Source organism: Microbacterium sp. MEC084 (assembly GCF_004514465.2).
GTDB lineage: Bacteria > Actinomycetota > Actinomycetes > Actinomycetales > Microbacteriaceae > Microbacterium.
The window spans coordinates 1-17,803 of sequence record NZ_MYFP02000030.1 but is presented as its reverse complement, the minus strand read 5'-3'; the positions used below and the strand labels follow the sequence as shown (position 1 = coordinate 17,803).

Here is a 17,803-nt window from a genome sequence, read left to right as displayed (position 1 = left end):
CCGGCGCGCGTCAGCGGCGCAGGATGCGGCGGGCCAGCCAATTGCCGAAGCCCTGGACGACCTGGGTGATGATCACGATGATCACCAGCGCGGCGATCGTCACGACCTCGTCGAACTGTCGGTAGCCGTATGCGAGCGCGTAGTTGCCGAGGCCCTCGCCGCCCGCGACGCCCGCGACGGCGGACATGTCGATGAGCGCGACGGTCGCGAAGGTGTAGCCGAGCACGATCGGGCCGAGCCCCTCGGGCAGGATGACCGTGCGGATGATCCGCCACGGGCTCGCGCCGGCCGAGCGCGCCGCCTCGATCACGCCGGGGTCGACCGTCACGAGGTTCTGCTCGACGATGCGGGCGATCCCGAAGGTCGCCGCGAGCGACAGGGTGAAGATGATCGCCTCGTTGCCGATGCCCTTGCCCACCACGATCCGGGCCAGCGGCTGCAGCGCGACGAGGAAGATGATGAACGGGATCGGCCGGAACGTGTTCACGAGCGCGTTCAGGATCCAGTACACGACAGGCTGCTCGAGGATCGCGCCGCGCCGCGTCACCGTGATGGCCGTGCCGATCACGAGACCGCCCAGGCCGCCGAGCACGAGCGCCGCCGCGACGAGCCAGAGGGTGATGCCGGTCTGCTCGAACAGGTCGGGGCCGACCTGTGACAGGCGGTCGAGGAGATCGTTCACGCCGCCACCCCGTTCCCCGCGGGCCCGGCATCCGGCACCTCGGTGATCGTCACGCCGGGGCCGATGCCGGCCAGCGCCTCGCGCAGGGCCGCGTCGTCGCCGCGGACCGCGATCGTGAGCAGGCCGTAGACGCGGCCCTGGATGTCGTCGACGCCGCCGTGGACGAGCTGGAAGTCGATGCCGGCCCGGGCCAGCGCCCCGAACACCCGCGCGTCGGACGCGCCCTGGTCGGTGAACGAGATCGTGAAGAAGCGCCCCTCGTGCTGCGCGCGCAGCGCGGCGAGCGCGTCCCCGTCGGGCAGGGCGCGGACGACCGTGCGCACGAAGCGGCGCGCGGTGTCGGACGTCGGCGCCGTGAAGACGTCATACGTCGGCCCGGATTCGACGACCCGGCCGCCCTCCATGACGGCGACCTTGTTCGCGATGCGGGCGATCACATCCATCTCGTGCGTGATCACGACGATCGTGACGCCGAGCTCGCGGTTGACTCGCGCGAGCAGGTCGAGCACCTCGTCGGTCGTCTCGGGGTCGAGCGCGCTGGTCGCCTCGTCGGCGAGCAGGATGCCCGGCTCCGCCGCGAGCGCTCGGGCGATGCCCACGCGCTGCTGCTGTCCGCCCGACAGCTGCTCCGGGTAGGCGCCCGCCTTGTCCGAGAGGCCGACGAAGTCGAGCAGCTCGGCCACGCGCGCGGCGCGCCTCGCGCGGGGCCATCCGGCCACCTCGAGCGGGTACGCGACGTTGTCGCGGATGGTGCGCGAGCGCAGCAGGTTGAAGCGCTGGAAGATCATGCCGATCCCCTGCCGCACCTCGCGCAGCCGGCGCTCGGGCAGCTTCGTCACGTCGACGCCGTCGACCTCGATCGAGCCGGAGGTCACGGGTTCGAGCCCGTTGATGAGGCGGACGAGCGTCGACTTGCCGGCGCCGGAGTACCCGATCACGCCGAACACGTCCCCGCGCTCGATGTCCAGGCTGACGCTGTCGACGGCCGTCACGGCGCGGTCCCCGCGGCGCTGCGCGGGGTAGGTCTTGGTGACGTCGGTGATGCGGATGTGGGGCATGGTTCCTCGCGAATCCGGCCGGACACGACGGGGCGCGTGCAGGATCATGATCCCGCACGCGCCCGCATCGGTCACTGCGCCGCGATGGTCTCCTGCACGTCGGCGAGGGCGGTCTGCAGCTCGTCCTTCGGCGTGGTCGCGAAGACCGCGGTGCCGCCGGCCGACTCCTGCACGCCGTCGAGCACCTCCTGCGTCGACTGGTAGATCTCGACGAGCTGGTTCAGGACCTCGTCGTCGATGTCGTCCGCGCGCACGGCGAAGATGTTGACGTACGGCAGGGCGGTCGGGTCGGACGGGTCGTCGGACGCGATCGCGTCCTCGGCCGTGAGGCCCGCGTTGCCGAGGAAGTCGTTGTTGACGATCGCGGCGGCGACATCCGGCAGCGACGTCACGGTGATGGCCGCGTCGACCGCGTTCACCTGCACGCGGGACTCGTCCTCGATGATGTCGTCGACCGTCGACAGCGAGCTGCCGCCGTCCTCGAGCGCGATCAGGCCGGCCGACTGCAGCACGAGCAGGCCGCGCGCCTGGTTGGTGGTGTCGTTGGGGACCACGACGGTCTCGCCGTCCGGGATCTCCTCGACCGAGTCGTACTTGTCGGAGTACAGGCCCAGCGGGTAGATCGCGGTGGCGCCGATCCGCCCGAGGACTCGTTGTACTCGGCGAGGTACTGGATGTGCTGGAACTGGTTGATGTCCAGCTCGCCCTCGCTGAGCGCCGGGTTCGGCTGCGTGTACTCGGTGAAGTCGACGATCTCGAGGGCGATGCCCTCGGCCTCGACGGCCTCCTCGTACACCGACCAGTAGGGCTCGCTGGCACCGACCACGCCGAGCTGGACCGGGTTCTCCTCGGTGCCGAGGGCGGCCTCGTCGGCGCCTCCCGCGGCGCAGCCCGCGAGGGCCATCATGCCCAGGGCCGCCAGGGGTGCGAGCGCGCGAACGGGGCGGGCGAGGGCACGGCGATCGTGGGACATGTTGCTCCTTCAGTGGATGTTCACCCCGGATCACGGGGGCTCACCCACGGTACGTCGCCGCACACGTGATGTCAGATCTCACGAAATATGACGAAACAGAGTCGCGATCTGCTCAGCGGGATGGTGCAATCCGCTCAGTCCTCGCGTCCGACCTCCGGAGCGGGTCCCATCGCCGGATGCGGCCGCATCAGCGGAACGGCGCCGCCACGGCGTTGCGGTGGTACTCGAAGATGATGCTGGTGCGCGTCGACGCGACGGACTGCTGGGCCGACAGGTGATCGACCACGAAGCGCCGCACGTCGCTCGATCCCTCGACCGCGATGTGGACGAGGAAGTCGTCGACGCCGCCGACGAAGAACAGCTGCAGCACCTCGGGCAGGCGGCGCACCTCGTCGGCGAACTGCACGATCGCGTCGTGCCGCGAGCCCGGCCGCAGCGTCACGCCGATGATCGCCTGCAGTCCCCGGCCGAGGCGGTTGTGGTCGACGCTCGCGTGGAAGCCCCGGATCACGCCCCGGTCGATCAGCGAGCGCATCCGGGCGTGCGCGGTGGACGGCGCGATGTCGAGCGCCGCCGCGAGGTCGGCGTTCGTGATCCGGCCGTCCCGCTCGAGGATCTCGATCATCCGCTCGTCGAGCTCGTCCAGCTCGGCAGGTCGCAGATTCTTCGACTCGGGGGTCCGTGCGGGGCTCATGATGCGGGATCCTCCCTCTGTCGCGGTCATTTCACGAATGATCTTCGCACGATATGGGGAAGCGACGAAGGAATTGCCATCCTGAGGGAAGACCCACGACCGCGCTTCGAAGGAGAGAGCCATGCGGATCGGCATCCCGACCGAGATCAAGAACAACGAGAACCGCGTCGCCATCACCCCGGCCGGCGTGGACGCCCTCGTGCACCGCGGCCACGACGTCCTGGTGCAGGCGGGGGCGGGAGCGGGCTCGCGCATCGCGGACTCCGACTTCGCCGCCGCGGGCGCGCGGATCGTGCCCGACGCCGCGGACGTGTGGGGCGACGCCGAGCTGCTGGTGAAGGTCAAGGAGCCGATCGCCGAGGAGTACGGGCACCTGCGCCCCGACCTCACCCTCTTCGCCTACCTGCACCTGGCCGCCGATGCGCCGCTCACGCAGGCCCTCGTCGACGCCGGCACCACCGCGGTCGCCTACGAGACCGTGCAGCTGCCCGACCGGTCGCTGCCGCTGCTCGTGCCCATGAGCGAGGTCGCCGGGCGCCTGTCCATCACGGTCGGCGCCTACTCGCTCATGCGGGCGCAGGGCGGGCGCGGCATCCTGATGGGCGGCGTGGCCGGCACCCCCCGCGCGAAGGTCGTCGTGATCGGCGGCGGCGTGGCGGGCGAGCACGCGGCGGCGAACGCGCTCGGGCTGGGCGCGGAGGTCGTGGTCTTGGACGTCTCGCTCCCCCGCCTGCGCGAGCTCGAGCGCCGCTACGGCGGCGCGCTGCAGACGCGCGCGTCCACGCGGTTCGCGATCGCGGAGGCGGTCGCCGACGCCGACCTCGTGATCGGCTCGGTGCTCATCCCCGGCGCCGCGGCTCCCAAGCTCGTGACGCGCGACATGGTCGCCGACATGAAGCCCGGCTCCGTGCTCGTCGACATCGCGATCGACCAGGGCGGATGCTTCGAGGGCTCGCACCCCGCCACGCACGACGACCCCACCTTCGCCGTGCACCGGTCGCTGTATTACTGCGTCGCGAACATGCCGGGCGCGGTCCCCGAGACCTCGACCCGCGCGCTCACGAACGTGACGCTGCCGTACATCGCCGCGATCGCCGACCGCGGCTGGGACGACGCGGCCGCCGCCGACCCGGCCCTCGCCAAGGGCCTCAACGTGCGCGGCGGCGAGATCGTGAACCAGGGCGTCGCCGAGGCGTTCCGCGGCTACGCGCTCGCGCACTGAGGCCGGCTTGACGACACAACGCAGGAGAATCCGGGACCGCCGGGCACCCCATCCGCATGTTTCCGGGGTCGGGCCCCCGGCGGCTCCTGCGTTGTGTCGGAAGTATGCCGCCCAGGCCCCACCGCGGGGTCAGCGGCGGTCGGCGAGCTCGTCGACGACGAGCGTGGCCTCGTCGACCGTGCCGTTGCGGTAGGCCTGCCGGCCGACCATGTGGGCGTTCAGGGGCGCGGTCGCCAGCTGGATCAGGACGACGGGGATGAGCGCGACGACGACGGTCCAGGAGCGCATCGACAGCGCGATCGCCGCGGCGATCAGCATGACACCCAGAACCTGCGGCTTGGTCGCCGCGTGCAGGCGCGACGGCACGTCGCGGAAGCGCAGCAGGCCGATCGCAGCCGTCAGGCACAGGAACGCACCCAGCAGCACGAGCACGAGCGCGGCGATGTCGAGCGCGGCGTCCATCACTGATCCCTCCTCGCGACGAATCGTGCGACGGCGATCGACCCGAACACGCCCACGGCCGCGACGATCAGCATGACCGGCAGGGTGCGGGTGTGCTGATGGATGACCATCTCGGCGCCGAGCAGGCAGAGCACCTCGGTGAGCAGCACGTCGCTCGCCACGGCGCGGTCCAGGATGGACGGACCGCGCACGATGCGCACGATCGTGAGGGCGGCCGCGACCGCGAACAGCACGTGCGCCGCCACGATGAGCGCGGTCTGGATCGCGTCGACGCTCATCGCCCGGCTCCCCTCGTGACGTCCACGTGCACGCCCCGCAGCGCGGCGAGGTCGGTCTTCGAGCCCACCGCGCGCACGATGCGCGCCTCCCACCGCAGCACGCTGCGCCGCTGCGCCTCGACGCCGGCCCGATCGCGGATGCCGAGCACGTGCAGGTACAGCACGCGCGCCTCGCGGTCGGCCTCGACGATAAGTGAACCCGGGATGAGCGAGGTCGCGACCGCCGTGTGGGTCATCATCAGGTCGGAGTCGGTCCGCAGCGGCACCGCGATGATCGCGGCGGTGGTCTCGCCGGGACGCAGCGTCTGCCACGCGACCGTGACCGCGCCGCGCACCACGGCGCCGAGGAACGCGACGATGAAGACCACGCCGTACCACAGGTTCACGCGCCCCGAGAGCTCGGCGGTCGGCAGCCGGAACACGGTCGTGACGAAGACGGCGACGATCACGCCCGTCACGGCGGAGAGCACCGTGAACTGGGCCCACAGCATCATCCAGAGCAGCACGAGCCAGGCGAAGAACGGCAGCTGGTGCCAGAAGTGGCGGGCGCGCGAGCGCGCATCCGGGCTCATGACTCCTCCTCCACCTCTCCCAGGTCGACGAGCGAGATCGGCTCGAGCAGGGCCGATCCGATGCGCTCGCAGATGTCGTAGAGCGGTCCGGCGAACACCGTCAGCCCCACCGAGACCGCGACCATGCCCACGGTCGCCGACGTCATGATCCGCGGGATCACGCGGCGCTTGCTGACCTCCTCGGCCGCCGGCGCGGTGCCGAGGTGCTGGATGCGCGCCTCGGTCTCGGCCGAGTCGTCCTCCTCGCGCCAGAACGACAGGTTCCAGGCGCGCATCAGCGCGTAGAGCGTGAGCAGCGACGTGACGATGCCGGCCACGATCAGCGTGTACATGAGCGGCGTGCCGACCTGCGCGGCGGCGTCGAGCAGCGCGAACTTGCCGATGAAGCCCGAGAACGGCGGCAGGCCGCCCAGGTTGAGGGCCGGGATCAGGTACACCGCGGCGATCACGGGCGCCGCGGCCAGCAGCCCCTTGACCTTCAGGATCGACGTGCTGCCCGCGCGGCGCTCGATCAGCCCCACGGCGAGGAACAGCGTGGTCTGCACGACGATGTGGTGGACCATGTAGTAGATCGTCGCGCCGATGGCGGCCGGCGTCGCCATGGCCAATCCGAAGACCATGTACCCGACGTGGCTCACGAGCGTGAACGACAGGATGCGCTTGAGCTCGGCCTGCGCGACGGCGCCCAGCACGCCGACGATCATGGTCGCGAGCGCCACGATCAGCAGCAGCGTGTTGACGTCGCTGTCGGGGAACAGCTGGGTCTCGGTCCGGATCAGCGCGTAGACGCCGACCTTGGTCAGCAGGCCCGCGAACACCGCCGTGACCGGCGCGGGCGCGGTCGGGTACGAGTCCGGCAGCCAGAACGACAGCGGGAAGACGGCCGCCTTGACGCTGAACGCGACGAGCAGCAGCAGGTGCAGCACGAGCTGCACTCCGTCCGGCAGCTCGGCCATCCGCTCGGCGATCTGCGCCATGTTCACGGTTCCGAGCGCGCCGTAGATGACCGCGATCGCGGACAGGAACAGCACGGACGACACGAGCGACACCACGATGTACACCACGCCCGTGCGGATGCGCGACTCGGTGCTGCCGAGCGTGATGAGCACGTACGACGCGACGAGCAGCATCTCGAAGCCGACGTAGAGGTTGAACAGGTCGCCCGCGATGAACGCGTCGAAGATCCCGGCGGCCAGGATCAGGTACGACGGGTGGAAGATCGACACCGGGGTGTCGTCGTCGCCGTCCGCGGCGCCCTGTCCGACCGAGAAGAGCAGGACCGCGAGGAGCACGACGCTCGAGACCGCCACCAGCAGGGCTGCGAGACGGTCGACATAGAGCACGATGCCGAACGGCAGCGGCCAGCCTCCCACCGACACCGCGAGCGGGCTGCCGCCGTCGACCACCGCGAAGAGGAACACCGCGAGCCCGAATGTGATGCTCAGCGTCGCGATCGAGACCACGACCTGGAGGCGCCGGCGGCGCCCGCCGATGAGCGTCACCGCGGCGCCGAGGAGCGGCAGGGCGACGAGCAGCGGGACGAGGAGGCTGAGGCTCACGAGCGGCCCTCCTCGTCCGTCTGCGGGCGGTCGCCGTCATCCGCGCCGTCCGGGCTCTGGGCGCCGGACGCGCCGTATGCCGACGTGGGAATGTCCACCGGCGCGTCGGGAAGCAGGCCCAGCGCGTCTGCGCCGTCGATGGCCCGCAGCGGCGACGCGACGACGTCGACGAAGTCCGTGGTGGCCTCGTCGCCCGCGCCCTCGGCCCCGAGCACCTGCTCGGCCTCCGCGGCGCGCATGCGCAGCGCGATGTCCTCGGCGTCGTCCTCGACCGTGTCTGCCTGACCGAGCTGCCACGAGCGGTAGATGAGCGCGAGCAGGAACGCGCTCACCGCGAACGTGATGACGATCGCCGTCAGCATGAGCGCCTGCGGGAGCGGATCGCTCTGCCGGCCCTCGTCGCCCGCGAACGGCGCGATTCCGGGGAAGCCCATCACGATCATCAGCAGCAGGTTGGTGGCGTTGCCGAGCAGCAGGAACCCGATCAGCACGCGCGTGAGGCTCCGCTCGAGCATCGCGTAGACCCCCGCCGCGTAGAGCACGGCCATCACGACGACGAGGGTGAGGGACACGTTCATCGCGCGCCTCCCTCGGGGGCGGCCGCACGGAACGGCTCGTGCGGGCGCCCGTCGACACCTGCGCCCTTCATCTGTCGGTCGACCTCGGCGCCGAGGCTGCGCAGCACGTCCAGCACCAGGCCGATCACGACGAGGTACACCCCGACGTCGAAGATCGTGGACGTCACGAACTCGAGGTGGCCGATCACGGGGAGCTCGGCCTCCCAGACGGCGCGGGTGAGGGGGTCGAGGCCGAAGACGAGCGGCGCGACCGCCGTGCCCACGGCGAGGATCATGCCCGCGCCGAGCAGATGGCCCGCGTCGGTGGGCGCCGCGACACCGAGCTCGTAGCGGCCGCCCGCGACGTAGCGCATCACGAGCGCCATTCCCGCGACCAGGCCGCCCGCGAAGCCGCCGCCCGGCAGGTTGTGCCCCGCGAACAGCAGGTAGATCGACACGACGATGATCGTGTGGAACAGGATCCGCACGACCACCTCGAGCATGATCGAGCGCGACTCCGCGCTCATCCGCTGCCCGCCGATCAGCCAGGCCCGCGGCCGGTCGCGCGTGCCCGCGCTCTGCACCTGGATGCCCTGGGTCGTCTCGACCAGCGGACGGCGCCGGGCCGCGCCGCGCGTGGCGCGTGGGAGCCGGCGCGTGAGCCGCTGCAGCGAGTCGGCGCGGTCGGTGACGAACACCAGCGACGCGACGCCCGTCGCGGCGAGGATCAGGACCGACAGCTCGCCCATGGTGTCCCAGCCGCGCAGGTCGACCAGCGCGACGTTGACCACGTTCTTGCCGTGACCGATCTCGTAGGCGAGGTCCGCCCAGCCGACCGACACGGGGTCGTGGATGCGCGCGCTCGTAGCGATCACGACCAGCGCGGCCATCGTGAGCCCGACCGACGCCGCCAGCATCGCGCGCAGCACCGGCATGGACGTTCCGTTGTGCGCGCCCATCCGCGAGGGGAGGCGGCGAAGGACGAGGGCGAACGCGACCAGCGTGACCGCCTCGACGAGCACCTGGGTGAGGGCGAGGTCCGGCGCCCCGTGGGTGGCGAACAGCAAGACCATGCCCAGCCCGGTCACCGCGACCAGGACGACGCCGGTGTAGCGCTTGCGCGCGCGCACGGCGATCACGCCCGCGGCGATCATGAGCGGGGCGGCCGCGAGCTGCACGGGGTCCTGCCACGCGTCCAGCGCGATCCGCCACTCCGGCGCGGCGAACAGCGCGACGGCCTCGCCGACCACCAGCACGAGGAAGATCGTGCCGACGTAGATCGGCAGCGAGCCGCGCTGGGTGAGGCTCGTGACCGCGACCGAGGCGCGGTCGACCGAGCGCGTGATCGCGTAGTACACGTCGGCCGCGGTGAACTGCAGGATGCGGCCCGTGATGTCGAAGCCCGTGGCGCGGACGAGCCACAGGATGATCGCGCCGCCGAGCAGCGTGACCGCGGACAGGAGGAGGGCCGGCCCGAGCCCGTGCCACAGCGCGAGGTGAGCGGGATGCGCGGCGACGGGCTCGATCGCCGCGGCGGTGTCGGCGTACGGCGCGAGCGCATCGTCGAGCAGCGGCGCCACCAGGCCGCCCGCGAGCCCGAGGGTCGCGAGCACGAGCGGCACGCCGAGGAAGCCGATCGGGGGGTCGGGCCACGCGGTCTCCGGCCGGGTTGATCCGTCGCGACGGTGCTTGGTCCAGAACGCTCCCCACAGGAAGCGCCCGCCGTATGCCACCGTGAGCATGGAGCCGGCGACCATGCCGATCAGTGCGACCACGCCCCATCCGTCGCCCTGTCCCGCGGCGTCGAGCATCGCGACGAGCGCGCCCTCCTTGGCGACGAACCCCAGCGTGGGCGGCAGCCCCGCCATGGACGCGACGGCCACGAAGGAGATCACCGCCATCACCGGGGCCTGGCGGCCCACGCCCGAGAGCTTGTCGATGTCGCGCGTCGACAGCTGGCGGTCGATCACGCCGACCACGAGGAACAGCGCGGACTTGAACAGCGCGTGCCCGAGCAGGAGCGCGAGGCCGGCCAGGGCGGCGTCGCGCGTCCCGAAGCCGATCACCACGGAGATGAAGCCGAGCTGGCTCACGGTGCCGAACGCGAGGATGCGCTTGAGGTCGCTCTCGCGCAGCGCCTGGAACGCGCCGAGCAGCATCGTGAACACGCCGAGCGTGACGATCACGGGCCGCCACGGGTCGGCGTCGCCGAACGTGGGCGCGAGGCGCGCGAGCAGGTAGATGCCGGCCTTCACCATGGCCGCGGCGTGCAGGTAGGCGCTGACGGGAGTGGGCGCCGCCATCGCGCCAGGGAGCCAGAAGTGGAACGGGAAGATCGCCGACTTGCTGAGCGCCCCGACCAGCAGCAGCACCAGCGCGACGTTCACGATCGGCCCGGTGGGCGCCTCCGCGAGGATCGTGCTGAGGCTCGTCGTGTCGGCCTCGACGGCGAGCAGCACCACGCCGATCAGCATCACGAGCCCGCCGAGCGTGGTGACCAGCAGCGCCTGCAGGGCGGCACGGCGGCTGGTCGAGCGCAGGTGGTAGTGCCCGATCAGCAGGTACGACAGGATGCTCGTCATCTCCCAGAACATCACGAGCATGACGATGTCGTCGGTCAGCACGAGGCCGTACATCGCTCCGGCGAAGGCCAGGAGCACGCTGGAGAACCGGCCGAGCCCCTCGCTGCGGCCGCGGAAGTACCAGCGGCAGTAGATCATCACGAGCGCGCCGACGCCGCTGACGACCAGCGCCATCACCCAGCCGAGCGTGTCCATCCGCATCGAGATCTCGATGCCGAGCGGCCGAATCCAGGCATACGCCGCGAACGGGATGTCCCCGTGGAGCACGCGTGCGGACGCCAGGCAGGCGTGCACGAACGCCGCGAGCGGGAAGACCGCCGCGACGTAGAACACCCGGGCGCCGAGCGGACGCGCGAGCCCCGCCAGGAGCAGGGACCCTGCGGCGCACGCGACGAGGAGAAGCAGCATGGCGTCTCCTCGGGCTCGTCGGGCGTAAGCAGCGGCTCAGGCAGGCGGGAAGGTGTCCCGCCAGTCTATCCACGCGCTCTGGCAACCCGGCCCCGCAAGGGATCGACCCCGTGCGAGCGATCCCCGGTCGTTGAGGGGAGGCGAGGAACGAGCCGGAGTCGAAACGCAGGAAGCCGCGCCGCCGGCTCGACCCCGCGCGACCGACCCCGTGCGAGCGTGCGAGACGCTTCTACAGAGAACGGGCGGCCGCTCGGGCGGCCGTGGGCAGCGCGTCGACGATGCGGCCGAGGGCCTCCTCGTCGTGACCGGCCGTGAGGAACCAGGCCTCGAACACGCTCGGCGGCAGCGAGACGCCCGCGTCGAGCATGGCGTGGAAGAAGGGGCCGTAGCGGTGCGCCTGCTGCGCCTTGGCGGCCGGATAGTCGCGCGGCGCCTCGGCCGCGAACACCGGGTTGAACAGGCTGCCGGCGCGCGAGATCGCGTGCTCGACGCCCTCCGCCGACAGCGCCGCCGACACCTCGGCCGCGACGCGGTCGGCCGCCGCGTCGACCGCCGCGTAGACCTCGGGGGTCGCGAGCTGCAGCGTCTTGATGCCCGCCGCGACCGACAGCGGGTTCCCCGACAGGGTGCCGGCCTGGTACACCGGGCCGACCGGGGCGAGCTGCTCCATCACCGAGGCCTTGCCGCCGAGCGCGGCGAGGGGCATGCCGCCGCCGATGACCTTGCCGAAGGTGATGATGTCGGGCTCGTACGCCTCGCCCGCCTCGACCTGCAGGCCCCAGTAGCCCGCGGGACCGACCCGGAAGCCCGTGAGCACCTCGTCCAGGATGAGCAGCGCGCCGTGGTCGTGCGCGATGGTCGCGAGCCCGGCGTTGTAGCCGTCGGCCGGGCGGACCACGCCCATGTTCGCGGGGGCGGCCTCGACGATGATGGCCGCGATCCGGTCGCCGTGCTCGGCGAAGATCGCCCGCACGGCGTCGAGGTCGCCGTACGGCGCCACGAGCGTCTGCGCGGCGATCGGCGCCGGGACGCCCGCCGTGCCCGGCAGCGCGAGCGTCGCGAGGCCGGAGCCGGCCGCCGCGAGCAGACCGTCGGAGTGGCCGTGGTAGTTGCCGTCGAACTTGACGAGCAGGTCGCGGCCGGTGACGCCGCGCGCCAGCCGGATGGCGGTCATGGTCGCCTCGGTGCCCGTCGAGACCAGGCGCACCTGCTCGACCGGGTTGAGCCCACCCGCCGAGACGCGGCGCGCGACCAGGTCCGCGAGCTCGACCTCGCCCTCGGTCGGGGCTCCGAACGACAGGCCGCGGGTCGCCGCCTCGCGGACCGCCTCGACGACCTCCGGGTGCGCGTGCCCCAGCAGGGCCGGCCCCCACGACGCGACCAGGTCCACATACTCGCGGCCGGCGGCGTCGGTGATGTACGGCCCGCGCGCGGACTGCACGAACCGCGGCGTCCCGCCGACGGACCCGTACGCCCGGACCGGGGAGTTCACGCCGCCGGGGATGACCTCGCGGGCGTGGGCGAACAGGTCGTCGTTGCGATCGCTCATGGGTCCATTGTCTCGTGCTCCGGCTGGTGTCCCGCCCGGGGACCACCGGAGCGGACCGGGGTCAGAGCTCCTCGCGCAGCCAGCCGGCGGCCTCGGCCGCCCAGTAGGTCAGGATGGCGTCGGCGCCCGCGCGGCGGATGCCGAGGAGCGACTCCAGGATGGCGCCGCGGCGGTCGATCCATCCGTTCGCGGCGGCGGCCTCGATCATCGAGAACTCGCCCGACACCTGGTAGGCCCACACCGGCACGTCCACGGAGGCGCGCACGTCGGCGAGCACGTCCAGGTACGGCAGCGCGGGCTTGACCATGACGACGTCGGCGCCCTCCTCGACGTCGAGCAGCGCCTCCTTGACGCCCTCGCGGCCGTTGCCGGGGTCCATCTGGTACGTGCGTCGGTCGCCCTTGAGCTGCGAGTCGACGGCCTCCCGGAACGGGCCGTAGAAGGCGCCGGCATACTTCGCCGAGTAGGCCAGGATCAGGGTGTCGGCGAAGCCCTCGGCGTCGAGCGCCTGACGCACCGCGGCGACCTGGCCGTCCATCATGCCCGACAGGCCGAGCAGCGCGGATCCGGCGCGCGCCTGCGCGACGCCCATGGCGGCGTAGCGCTCGAGCGTGGCGTCGTTGTCGACCGAGCCGTCGGCGGCCAGCACGCCGCAGTGGCCGTGGTCGGTGAACTCGTCGAGGCACAGGTCGGTCTGCACGACCAGCGCGTCGCCCACCTCGGCCACGAGGGCCTCGGTCGCGACGTTCAGGATGCCGGCCGGGTCGTCGGCGCCCGATCCGACCGCGTCGCGCGTCGCGGGCACGCCGAACAGCATGACGCCGCCGACGCCCGCCTCGGCGGCCTCGACCGCGGCCCGGCGCAGCGAGTCCAGCGTGTGCTGGCGCACGCCCGGCATGGACGAGATCTCGACGGGCGCGTCGATCCCCTCGCGCACGAACATCGGCAGCACGAGCTGCGACGGCACGAGGTGCGTCTCGCGCACGAGCCGGCGCACGGCGGGCGACTGCCGCAGGCGACGCGGGCGGTGGGTCGGGAAGCTCATCGGCTGCGCCCCCGGTCCTCGGAGACCGTGTGGATCACCCCGGTCGGCGTGCGGTCGATCCGGATCGCGCCGGTCGCCACGGGGCCCGTCTCGGGGATCGCCGCCGCCTCGGGCGACAGCGGCGGGACCGGGATGTCCGCCAGCGCGCGGATCAGCGAGTCGATCGTCTGCTCGGGGGCGATCACGTGGATCGGCAGGCCCAGGAGGTCGGCGTCGTGCGCGGTGCGGGGGCCGATCGCCGCGATGATCGTGGCGTCGGGGATGTCGGGGAACTGCTCGCGGACCTGCTCGGCGACCGAGCCGCTCGTGACGAGGATCGCGTTGATGCGGCCCGAGAGGACGTCGCGCACGACGTTGTCCTTGGCCGGCACGCCGACCGTGCGGTAGGCGACGACGCTCCGGACGTCGTGCCCCGCCTCCATCAGCATGTTGGTGAGCACGGGCTTGGCGATCTCGCTGCGCAGCGTCAGGATGCGGCGGGGCTGGGGCTCCAGCTCGTTCATCTGCCGCGCCATGCCGGCCGCGGAGTTGTCGCTGTCGGGGACGAGGTCGACGCGATAGCCCACCGCGGTGAGGGCGGCGGCCGTGGTCTCGCCGACGGCGGCGACCTTGGTCCCCTCGGGGATCTTCGCGTCGTACGCGTAGAGCACGTCGACCGTGGTGGCGCTCGTGACGGTCACCCAGTCGAACTCGCCGGCGGCGAGGTCGGCGAGCGCGCGCTCGAGCGTGGCCGAGTCGTCCGTCGGGGCGAAGTTGATCAGCGGCGCGATCACGGGCACCGCGCCCTGCGAGCGCAGCGTCGCCGCGACGCCGTCGCCCCACGGGCCGCCGCGCGGCACGAGGACGCGCCAGCCGGTCATGGGCTTGCCCGGACGCCGGTCCGGATGTGTCGGGTCTGTGTTCATGAGGGGGACTCTCGCGGTACGAGGTCGGCCGCCCCACGTTCGAGCAGCCGACGTGCGATATCGGATCCGATAGCGCGCGCGTGGTCGATCTGATCCACGCCATCGGCAGCATCCGCACCGTTGCCACTGCCTTGACCCCGAATATACCCCTGTACCGGTGCGGGGATGGACACGGCCTCCACCGTCTCGACCTCGATCACATGCTCGCCGCGCAGCCCGTACACCGCCGCGCGGACGTGCAGATCGTCGCCCTCGAAGCGCGCGTGCACGCCCACCGGTGCGTGGCATCCGGCCTCGATGCCCGCCAGCACGGCGCGCTCGAGCGTGACGGCGAGTCGCGTGCGCGGGTCGTCCAGGCGTCGGATGGCCTCGAGCAGCTCGGGGTCCGCGTCGGCGCGGGTCTCGACCGCCAACGCGCCCTGGCCGGCCGCGGTCGGCCAGGCGCCCAGATCGCGCTGCTCGAAGCGCAGGTCGGTCTCCGGGCCGAGGCGGTCGAGGCCGGCGGCGGCGAGCACGATCGCGGCGAGCTCGCCGTCCACCACGCGCTGCATGCGGGAGTCGACGTTGCCGCGCAGGTCGTGGACCTCGAGCGCGGGGTTCGCGCGCAGCACCTGCGCGATGCGGCGCGGCGATCCGGTGCCGATCAGCGAGCCGGCCGGCAGCGCCTCGAGCGGCACGCCATCGCGCGTCAGAATCACGTCACGCGCGTCGGCGCGCGACGGGTTCGCGGCGATCACGAGGCCGTCGGGCTGCGCGGTCGGGAGGTCCTTGAGCGAGTGCACGAGCAGGTCGCACTCCCCCGCCAGCAGGGCCTCGCGCAGCGCGGTGGCGAACACGCCCGTGCCGCCGAGCTGCGACAGCGAGCCGCGGTTCGTGTCGCCCTCGGAGACGATCTGCACGAGCTCGACGCGACGGCCCGAGACCTCCTCCAGCGCCCGGGCGACGTGACCCGACTGGGTCATCGCCAGCGCGCTGCGGCGCGTGCCCAGGCGGATGGGCGGTGCGTCCGGGACCGCCACGGCGTCGGTCACTGCAGGATCTCGGCGATCTCGGGGATCTCGATCCGGCGGCCCGTGAAGAACGGCACCTCCTCGCGCACGTGGCGGCGGGCCTCGGTGTAGCGCAGCTCGCGCATCATGTCCACGAGGTCGGTGAGCTGATCCGCCTCCATGGGCAGCATCCACTCGTAGTCGCCGAGGGCGAACGACGCCATCGTGTTGGCGGTGACCCCGCGGAACGCGGCGCCCTTGCGGCCGTGGTCGGCGAGCATCTGGCGGCGCTCCTCGTCGGGCAGCAGGTACCACTCGTAGCTGCGGACGAACGGGTAGACCGTCAGCCACTGCTTGGGCGGGATGCCGCGCAGGTAGCCGGGCACGTGGCTCTTGTTGAACTCGGCGTCGCGGTGCACCGCCATGGCGTTCCAGGTGGGGAGCAGCGTGCGGATGAGCTCGGTGCGGCGCAGGCGGCGCACCGCCTTCTGCAGGTCCTCGGCCACCGGACCGTGCATCCACACCATCAGGTCGGCGTCGGCGCGCAGGCCGCTCACGTCGTAGAAGCCGCGGACCGTCACGCCGCCGTCGGCGAGGAACGAGACGATGTCCTCGAGCTCGGTGTCGTGCGCCTCGGGCACGGCGCGGGCGGGATCGCGGCGCCAGACGGCCCAGAGGCTGTAGTTGTCGCCGACGACCTCGGGGGTGTCGCCGGCCGGGTTCGCGGGGTGCTGCTCAGCCATGGACCCATCCTCCCCCTCGCGTGGTGAGGGGACAAACCGAGAGGATCACGACTGGCTATCGGATCCCCCGCCCGGGCTCCCCTACCCGGTCGTTGAGCGGAGCGAGCGCCAGCGAGCGGAGTCGAAACGGATGAAGCCCGCCCTCGGCTCAGCGGGAGATCAGGCGGGCGAGGCCCCAGATCGCGGCGCCGAGCGCGAGCGCGGCGCCCACCGCGCCGGCGGCCGCGGCGGCCGGCTGACGCCGTGCGAAGGCGCGGGCCTTCACCGCGCCGGCCTCGATCTTCTCGGCGGCGCGCGCCGGGAGGTTCGCCTTGTGCTCGATCGCGGCGAGCGCGGCCTTCAGCTCGGCGCGGGCGCGCTCGACCGGGTCGGTGATCCCGCTCGGCACCACGGTGCGGGGCGTCAGTGAGGTGTGGCGGAGCGTGTCAATACTCATCGGCGGCGTCCTTCACGATCAGCACGTCGGTCTTTGCGGCCTGGATGGGGCTCTCGCGGCGGCCGATGCGACGGTAGAAGACGAGTCCCACGATGCCGGCCACCAGCGCGAGCACCACCCCGATGCCCATCACGATCAGCGCGGACGCCCACACGGGCAGCCACAGCGAGAGCAGCGCCGTCAGGAAGACCAGGAACATCGGCACGACCCAGGCGATGAAGAACAGCGCCACGATCATGAAGCCCGTGCCGATGCCCGCGTCGGTCGCGGTCTTGACGGCCCAGCCCTTGACGGCGTTGAACTCGGCGACGACCAGGTTCTTCACCAGCTGCGGCACGTCGCCGATCAGCGTGAAGAGCCCGTCGTCCGCCCGGTCGCGCAACGGCGAGCGCATGGTCATCGGTCGTCAGCCGCCTTCTTCACGTCCTCGGCCGCGTCCTTGGTCGCGTCGAGGGCGGCGTCGAGCTTGGTGCCGGGCGTGCCCTGCTTGGCGGCGGCCTTGGCGACGCCCACCACGCCGCTCCACGCGGCGCGAGGCAGCGCCATGGCGCTGGACGTGGCGAGCTTCTTGGCCTTGCCGACCTGCTCCTGCACGGGCTCGAGGTTCCAGACCTTGAGCGCCTGGGTCTTGATCTGCTCGTACCGCTGACGGCCGGCGCGCGTGCCGAGCACGTAGCCCGCACCGAGGCCGATCACGAGTCCCAACTTCCCCCGCATGGGTTCTCCTCACGTCGTTCGGATGTGCCAATGGACCGCGCATCGCGTGATCCGCCGACGGACTCTGCCAAGGCTAGCGCCGTATTCCCGGATCGGCATCCGCTTGCGGTGGGGACCGCGACCCGCTAGGTGTACTGCCCAGGGACGTTGTTTGATCTGGCTTCCCTGATGTGACGAGAACCTCCCGGCAGAGTGGAGCTGCTACCGCATCCGCTCTGAACCAGGGAGGTTCTCGTGTCTCACGCTAACGCGGCGCTGACCCCGCGCCAAAGGCTCCGTCTCGCCCAGAAGGTCATCGACGAGGACTGGACGATCGCGGCAGCAGCGGACTACTTCCGGGTGTCCTGGCCAACCGCGAAGAAGTGGGCGCTG

The 17,803-nt window shown here is 71.9% G+C and carries 18 protein-coding genes and 2 pseudogenes; 2 read left to right on the top strand and 18 right to left on the bottom strand.

All coding sequences use genetic code 11. The features are described 5' to 3' along the window. Positions 1-10 precede the first annotated feature (10 nt). From B5M43_RS14270 to B5M43_RS14255, 4 genes and pseudogenes are all read right to left on the bottom strand, one after another. Positions 11-682 (bottom strand): methionine ABC transporter permease, encoded by a 672-nt coding sequence (locus tag B5M43_RS14270; RefSeq protein ID WP_082542868.1) that lies wholly within the window; start codon positions 680-682, stop codon positions 11-13. After that, the gene (locus B5M43_RS14265; protein WP_134746345.1) at positions 679-1,740 is read right to left on the bottom strand and encodes a methionine ABC transporter ATP-binding protein; all 1,062 of its coding nucleotides are present in this window, start codon (positions 1,738-1,740) and stop codon (positions 679-681) included. Before B5M43_RS14265 ends, B5M43_RS14270 begins: the two co-directional genes overlap by 4 nt. 71 nt (positions 1,741-1,811) lie before the next feature. Continuing rightward, positions 1,812-2,644, bottom strand: a pseudogene (locus B5M43_RS14260) (MetQ/NlpA family ABC transporter substrate-binding protein). Positions 2,645-2,900: 256 nt separating this feature from the next. After that, positions 2,901-3,407: an Lrp/AsnC family transcriptional regulator gene (locus tag B5M43_RS14255; protein ID WP_055987696.1), complete on the bottom strand. Its 507-nt coding sequence runs from the start codon at positions 3,405-3,407 to the stop codon at positions 2,901-2,903. A 121-nt stretch (positions 3,408-3,528) separates the two neighbouring features. Between B5M43_RS14255 and ald the strand changes: the two genes are divergently transcribed. Then, positions 3,529-4,629 (top strand): alanine dehydrogenase, encoded by a 1,101-nt coding sequence (gene ald / locus B5M43_RS14250; protein WP_134746347.1) that lies wholly within the window; start codon positions 3,529-3,531, stop codon positions 4,627-4,629. 129 nt (positions 4,630-4,758) lie between these two features. On the opposite strand, the gene mnhG is transcribed toward ald, so the two are convergent. The 14 genes from mnhG to B5M43_RS14180 form a co-directional block, all read right to left on the bottom strand. Further along, positions 4,759-5,091: a monovalent cation/H(+) antiporter subunit G gene (mnhG, locus tag B5M43_RS14245; RefSeq protein ID WP_134746370.1), complete on the bottom strand. Its 333-nt coding sequence runs from the start codon at positions 5,089-5,091 to the stop codon at positions 4,759-4,761. Beyond that, entirely contained in the window at positions 5,091-5,369 is a 279-nt protein-coding gene (locus B5M43_RS14240; protein ID WP_055987691.1) for a monovalent cation/H+ antiporter complex subunit F, read from the bottom strand. The genes mnhG and B5M43_RS14240 overlap by 1 nt, the downstream gene beginning before the upstream one ends. Continuing rightward, entirely contained in the window at positions 5,366-5,941 is a 576-nt protein-coding gene (locus B5M43_RS14235) for a Na+/H+ antiporter subunit E (RefSeq protein WP_134746349.1), read from the bottom strand. The genes B5M43_RS14240 and B5M43_RS14235 overlap by 4 nt, the downstream gene beginning before the upstream one ends. Next, positions 5,938-7,500, bottom strand: a complete 1,563-nt coding sequence (locus B5M43_RS14230) for a Na+/H+ antiporter subunit D (protein ID WP_134746351.1) — start codon at positions 7,498-7,500, stop codon at positions 5,938-5,940. The genes B5M43_RS14235 and B5M43_RS14230 overlap by 4 nt, the downstream gene beginning before the upstream one ends. Continuing rightward, complete coding sequence (locus B5M43_RS14225; RefSeq protein WP_055987685.1) at positions 7,497-8,078, bottom strand: Na(+)/H(+) antiporter subunit C; 582 nt, start codon at positions 8,076-8,078, stop codon at positions 7,497-7,499. The genes B5M43_RS14230 and B5M43_RS14225 overlap by 4 nt, the downstream gene beginning before the upstream one ends. Further along, the gene (locus B5M43_RS14220; RefSeq protein WP_134746353.1) at positions 8,075-11,047 is read right to left on the bottom strand and encodes a Na+/H+ antiporter subunit A; all 2,973 of its coding nucleotides are present in this window, start codon (positions 11,045-11,047) and stop codon (positions 8,075-8,077) included. Before B5M43_RS14220 ends, B5M43_RS14225 begins: the two co-directional genes overlap by 4 nt. A gap of 229 nt (positions 11,048-11,276) precedes the next feature. Further along, complete coding sequence (locus tag B5M43_RS14215) at positions 11,277-12,596, bottom strand: glutamate-1-semialdehyde 2,1-aminomutase (protein WP_134746355.1); 1,320 nt, start codon at positions 12,594-12,596, stop codon at positions 11,277-11,279. Positions 12,597-12,657: 61 nt separating this feature from the next. Beyond that, the gene (gene hemB, locus B5M43_RS14210) at positions 12,658-13,641 is read right to left on the bottom strand and encodes a porphobilinogen synthase (protein ID WP_134746357.1); all 984 of its coding nucleotides are present in this window, start codon (positions 13,639-13,641) and stop codon (positions 12,658-12,660) included. Continuing rightward, positions 13,638-14,546: a uroporphyrinogen-III synthase gene (locus B5M43_RS14205; protein ID WP_134746359.1), complete on the bottom strand. Its 909-nt coding sequence runs from the start codon at positions 14,544-14,546 to the stop codon at positions 13,638-13,640. The genes hemB and B5M43_RS14205 overlap by 4 nt, the downstream gene beginning before the upstream one ends. Then, positions 14,543-15,577 carry a hydroxymethylbilane synthase gene (gene hemC / locus B5M43_RS14200; RefSeq protein ID WP_230668214.1) on the bottom strand — a complete coding sequence of 345 codons (1,035 nt, stop codon included), beginning with the start codon at positions 15,575-15,577 and terminating at the stop codon, positions 14,543-14,545. Before hemC ends, B5M43_RS14205 begins: the two co-directional genes overlap by 4 nt. Further along, positions 15,574-16,278 carry a hydrogen peroxide-dependent heme synthase gene (gene hemQ / locus B5M43_RS14195; RefSeq protein ID WP_055987678.1) on the bottom strand — a complete coding sequence of 235 codons (705 nt, stop codon included), beginning with the start codon at positions 16,276-16,278 and terminating at the stop codon, positions 15,574-15,576. Before hemQ ends, hemC begins: the two co-directional genes overlap by 4 nt. Before the next feature lie 148 nt (positions 16,279-16,426). Beyond that, positions 16,427-16,714, bottom strand: coding sequence for a hypothetical protein (locus B5M43_RS14190; RefSeq protein ID WP_134746361.1), 288 nt, complete (start codon positions 16,712-16,714; stop codon positions 16,427-16,429). Continuing rightward, entirely contained in the window at positions 16,704-17,114 is a 411-nt protein-coding gene (locus B5M43_RS14185; protein WP_055987674.1) for a phage holin family protein, read from the bottom strand. The genes B5M43_RS14190 and B5M43_RS14185 overlap by 11 nt, the downstream gene beginning before the upstream one ends. Then, positions 17,111-17,431: a hypothetical protein gene (locus B5M43_RS14180; RefSeq protein ID WP_134746363.1), complete on the bottom strand. Its 321-nt coding sequence runs from the start codon at positions 17,429-17,431 to the stop codon at positions 17,111-17,113. Before B5M43_RS14180 ends, B5M43_RS14185 begins: the two co-directional genes overlap by 4 nt. A gap of 234 nt (positions 17,432-17,665) precedes the next feature. Here B5M43_RS14180 and B5M43_RS14175 point away from each other — a divergent pair. Continuing rightward, positions 17,666-17,803 (top strand): annotated as a pseudogene (locus B5M43_RS14175) (leucine zipper domain-containing protein); the annotation flags it as partial.

Bases quoted from the DNA above. Each gene is read 5' to 3' on its own strand.
- mnhG (WP_134746370.1), bottom strand. From the start codon at position 5,091: ATGGACGCCGCGCTCGACATCGCCGCGCTCGTGCTCGTGCTGCTGGGT.
- B5M43_RS14225 (WP_055987685.1), bottom strand. From the start codon at position 8,078: ATGAACGTGTCCCTCACCCTCGTCGTCGTGATGGCCGTGCTCTACGCG.
- ald (WP_134746347.1), top strand. From the start codon at position 3,529: ATGCGGATCGGCATCCCGACCGAGATCAAGAACAACGAGAACCGCGTC.
- B5M43_RS14180 (WP_134746363.1), bottom strand. From the start codon at position 17,431: ATGCGGGGGAAGTTGGGACTCGTGATCGGCCTCGGTGCGGGCTACGTG.
- hemQ (WP_055987678.1), bottom strand. From the start codon at position 16,278: ATGGCTGAGCAGCACCCCGCGAACCCGGCCGGCGACACCCCCGAGGTC.
- B5M43_RS14235 (WP_134746349.1), bottom strand. From the start codon at position 5,941: ATGAGCCCGGATGCGCGCTCGCGCGCCCGCCACTTCTGGCACCAGCTG.
- hemB (WP_134746357.1), bottom strand. From the start codon at position 13,641: ATGAGCTTCCCGACCCACCGCCCGCGTCGCCTGCGGCAGTCGCCCGCC.
- B5M43_RS14265 (WP_134746345.1), bottom strand. From the start codon at position 1,740: ATGCCCCACATCCGCATCACCGACGTCACCAAGACCTACCCCGCGCAG.
- B5M43_RS14185 (WP_055987674.1), bottom strand. From the start codon at position 17,114: ATGACCATGCGCTCGCCGTTGCGCGACCGGGCGGACGACGGGCTCTTC.
- B5M43_RS14205 (WP_134746359.1), bottom strand. From the start codon at position 14,546: ATGAACACAGACCCGACACATCCGGACCGGCGTCCGGGCAAGCCCATG.
- B5M43_RS14215 (WP_134746355.1), bottom strand. From the start codon at position 12,596: ATGAGCGATCGCAACGACGACCTGTTCGCCCACGCCCGCGAGGTCATC.
- B5M43_RS14190 (WP_134746361.1), bottom strand. From the start codon at position 16,714: ATGAGTATTGACACGCTCCGCCACACCTCACTGACGCCCCGCACCGTG.
- B5M43_RS14220 (WP_134746353.1), bottom strand. From the start codon at position 11,047: ATGCTGCTTCTCCTCGTCGCGTGCGCCGCAGGGTCCCTGCTCCTGGCG.
- B5M43_RS14255 (WP_055987696.1), bottom strand. From the start codon at position 3,407: ATGAGCCCCGCACGGACCCCCGAGTCGAAGAATCTGCGACCTGCCGAG.
- B5M43_RS14240 (WP_055987691.1), bottom strand. From the start codon at position 5,369: ATGAGCGTCGACGCGATCCAGACCGCGCTCATCGTGGCGGCGCACGTG.